Here is a 3,643-nt window from a genome sequence, read left to right on the forward strand (position 1 = left end):
TAGATTGCTTTATGTTTTACTTTCCGATACAATATTTGAAGGTTTTAGTATTTACAATAGTTGCCGAAGATTGGGCAACAAATAGCCATCAAAATGGTCTGAACATCAATAAATACAGGACAAATATAGACAAAATATTTAAAATTTGTTTACTATTGAATATAATCCTTTTGAACTGTTTTTAGCTTGTAAATTCCATTCTTGATACATTGGAAGCATTTCACAAAATACGTCATTATATGGCTTTGCATAGCCTTCTTTAATCATTATTTCGTTTAAAACTCTTCCATCATTTAGTATTAAATAGCCTAAAAGTCTTCCGTATTTATCAACTAAATTATTTTGGTCCTGTACTAATGTGCAAACATCACCCAAATTTACTTGATCTTTTAAAAAGTTAAATGATAAATATCCAAGTTTGATTAGTAAAGCTGCTGGAACTTGTAATTCTTTTTCGTCTTTTTTTATCTTGTTGCAGTAGTTTATTTCTGGTGCATCAATGCCATATAAACGAACTTCAAATTCTTTTTTTGATACAAAATCTTCTAAAATTATTCCATCTCCATCAACAAATTTTACAATTTTGAGCAGACTTTTTGTAATGGTGGTTTCTTTAGCGTTTAATTGCATTATATTGCTTTATTTAAGTTGTTGTTTATCAGTTAATTACAATGTAAATTTAATAAAAATTATTGTATAATTGCTAAAACACACAACAAATGGCAAAACAAAAAGGACATATTAAATATGTTGGGACGTTAGGAGAAGTTCGTCACTTCAAAATTAAAGGTAATGAAGGTTACTTTGCAGGTCTAAAAGGTGGTCCGACCGCCGAGCAAGTAAAAACTGCACCAGGCTTTATTCGTACTCGTGAAAATATGTCCGAGTTTGCAGCTTGTGCTAATGCTGGTAAATCAGTGAGAATTGGTTTGTCTGCTTTAATGAAACAAATGACAGATAGTCAATTTACAGGACGACTAACTGCTATTATGAAAAAAATAAATATTGAGGATGGTTCAGAGGCAAGAGGTCAAAGAGCTGTTTTGGTTTCGCAACAACCACAATATTTAAAAGGTTTAGATTTCAATAGAAATATTTCCTTTAATGGCATTTTTTCTGCTCCGTTTACTTTAACGGCAAACGTAGACAGAAACGAAAGTACTTTAAGTGTTCCGGCATTTAATCCTTTAAACTTTTTGAATATTCCATCAGGTGCAACACATTTCAGAATTATCAATGCTTTATCAGTAATCTCGGATTTTGTTTTCAATCCAGCAACTGGAGCTTATGAGCCAGCAGAACCAATGTTAAATGAAACATCAAACATTTCATATTCGCCTTACACACCTGTAGACGCAGTAACAACTTTAATTGATGTTGTTGCAACTTTACCAGATGCTCCAACGATAACAACTAATGTTTCTGTTTTGGGAAGTATTGGAATTGAATTTTATCAGCAAGTAGGAGTGAACTACTATTTATTCAATGCAGGAAATGCAATGAAAATTCAAGAAGTATTCTAAAAAAGACCATCAGTTTGTAAAGTTTACTACTTTAAAACCAATTACCCTTTCGAAAGAGAGGGTTTTTTGTTTTGCATCAATTTGTCTATAATGGCGACTTATATAGGGCTAATGGTGCAAACAAGTGCGGAATATCTATCTATTGAGAGAAAAAGAACAAATCGTTTTTTTATCCAAAGAAAAAATCCAAGTATGCCCTTAACTTTCCATTCAAAAATCAACATTCGGATAAGACTTCAACTTGAGCTGTTTTTTTTAGAAAGAATGCTTACCGAGTAACGTCAATCGGAGTGGAGGTTTTGTGGCATTCTTTCTGAAAAAAATTGCATCCATAGGGGTTTGGGGAAATGGAAGATTTCCCCAACTGAACTTACCTAGTGCGCTGGCAGTAGCGAAACAAGTGTGTAGTTTTTTATTTGCTTATCGGAATGTTGATTTATATTTTGTGGTTCTGGCAAATAAAAAACTATACTCTTGTCGGCAAATTTGATTTTTGAGGATGCCTTATTGTTCTTGCGAAATGAGGTTTTTCAATTTTATCAAAATGTTATGCGGAAATGTGATGGCATCTTCAAAAAACAATGAAAACTCTTTCCTAGTGCGGTGGCAGAAGCTCGAAGTAAGGGTATTTTTTTTATTTGCTTATTGGGATGTTCTGATTGGTTTTCTTGGCTGCTTGATGCCTGCACGTACATAGAAAGATAAAACTTGAATGTTACTACAATTATTGTACTGAAAACGCTAGGTATCAAGCAGACGGAAAGCCAATGGCTTGGGGTTTTGTGGCAAATAAAAAAAATACTCTTACTGGCACTATTGGGATTGTGGGTATAGAAAATTGCTTTAACCAAAAAAAACAATAAACACTAAAAGCAATTTTTATACTTACAATGTCAATATGAAAATACTTCCTTTTTCTTTTTATGCGGTTCGATTGTCTGCGTCAGTTCGGTTTCGGAAGAAGTTATGCGGAAAAATAAAAGTTGTATTTAACGTAAACGTGATGCGGAGGTTTACAATTGCTAGTAACGGCTGGCTTTGCGTCTGTTGGGGATTTAAGAGCAGCGTACTTTCTGCTTTGTTGATTAGTTCAAAAACAAAATATAACGTCTATTTACCACAACTGCCCCAATAGCGCAAAACCACCGTTACTAGCAGTTGTTTCTATTAAGTACTACTTTTTTAGGTTAAAATCTGTAATAGTTGTTGGGTTGTTTTGGTTTAAAGAATTCTTCTCTGTCGTTATCATTTAATAATTCATCTTCTTTATTTGTGAAAGGATCGAACCAATCGGCTTTTTCGTTTGCCCATTTTATCCAGTCTTTTAGTTCTTCTGTGAGGTTGTTTTCTTTGATTGCTTTTTGTTCTGTTGCTGCTATATAATTTCTGTATATTGTTGCTTTATCGAATTTCTCAGCATCAGAAAATAACTTTTTGGTTTTTATTTTTTCTTGTTCTTTTCTTGCTTTAAAATCTTCTTCAATTTTTCGCTGGCGTTCGTATTCGATATGCCAAAGTTCTCTTTCAATAGCTTTCCGTTTTTCTTCAATAGCTTGTAATTCCAATTTGGCAATTATGTTTGGAATTTTATCTTCTAATTTATTTGTGTTAGTATCTGTCCAATCTTTTGCAGGGTAAACATATAAACTAAGGGATAAAATATTTGAAGGATAAAGTTCTGTTGAGTCATAATATGTGCCTTTGACAATTTTTCTTTTTAATCTTTCTCTTAGACCAATACCCATCTCAATATTGTCAATTACTATTTTGGTTCCTTCTTTTACAGTTATTTTATGACCTCTTTTTTGTAATGCTTTTATAAAAACATCCATAAATAGTAATGCTCTTTTTACACTTGGTGGTGCTACAGTAATATTGAGAATACCGGAGGAAGTATTTAAAAGTCCTTTTATATTATGCTGATAAGAAGGTTCTTTTGTTTTTAGGTCGTTTTTAGCATCAATAATTAACTGATGTGGTCTTGTTAATTTTTCTGGAAATACAATAGTGTCTTTTAGAACGTTTTGTAATTCTTTGGTTAGATGATTTAATTCGTTTCCTTCTCCATTTATAATTGTTTCAGAATTGTCTCTAAATTTTAAAGTTATTGAGGTTTCTAC

General features: G+C 32.2%; 3 protein-coding genes. 1 reads left to right on the forward strand and 2 read right to left on the reverse strand.

The annotated features are described in order from the left end of the window. Positions 1–138 precede the first annotated feature (138 nt). Positions 139–630 (reverse strand): thermonuclease family protein, encoded by a 492-nt coding sequence (locus tag ACIQ2X_RS14655; RefSeq protein WP_396179697.1) that lies wholly within the window; start codon positions 628–630, stop codon positions 139–141. Positions 631–719: 89 nt separating this feature from the next. Between ACIQ2X_RS14655 and ACIQ2X_RS14660 the strand changes: the two genes are divergently transcribed. Next, positions 720–1,523, forward strand: coding sequence for a hypothetical protein (locus ACIQ2X_RS14660; RefSeq protein WP_396179698.1), 804 nt, complete (start codon positions 720–722; stop codon positions 1,521–1,523). Positions 1,524–2,710: 1,187 nt separating this feature from the next. Here the strand turns inward: ACIQ2X_RS14660 and ACIQ2X_RS14665 are convergent. Beyond that, the coding region (locus ACIQ2X_RS14665) for a hypothetical protein (protein ID WP_396179699.1) at positions 2,711–3,643 on the reverse strand (933 nt) is incomplete at its 5' end.

The organism is Flavobacterium sp., assembly GCF_044368625.1.
In the GTDB taxonomy this organism is placed as follows: Bacteria; Bacteroidota; Bacteroidia; order Flavobacteriales; family Flavobacteriaceae; genus Flavobacterium.

What these genes read in the sequence shown, in the direction of transcription:
- ACIQ2X_RS14655 (WP_396179697.1), bottom strand. Translation starts at nt 630, where the DNA reads ATGCAATTAAACGCTAAAGAAACCACCATTACAAAAAGTCTGCTCAAA.
- ACIQ2X_RS14660 (WP_396179698.1), top strand. Translation starts at nt 720, where the DNA reads ATGGCAAAACAAAAAGGACATATTAAATATGTTGGGACGTTAGGAGAA.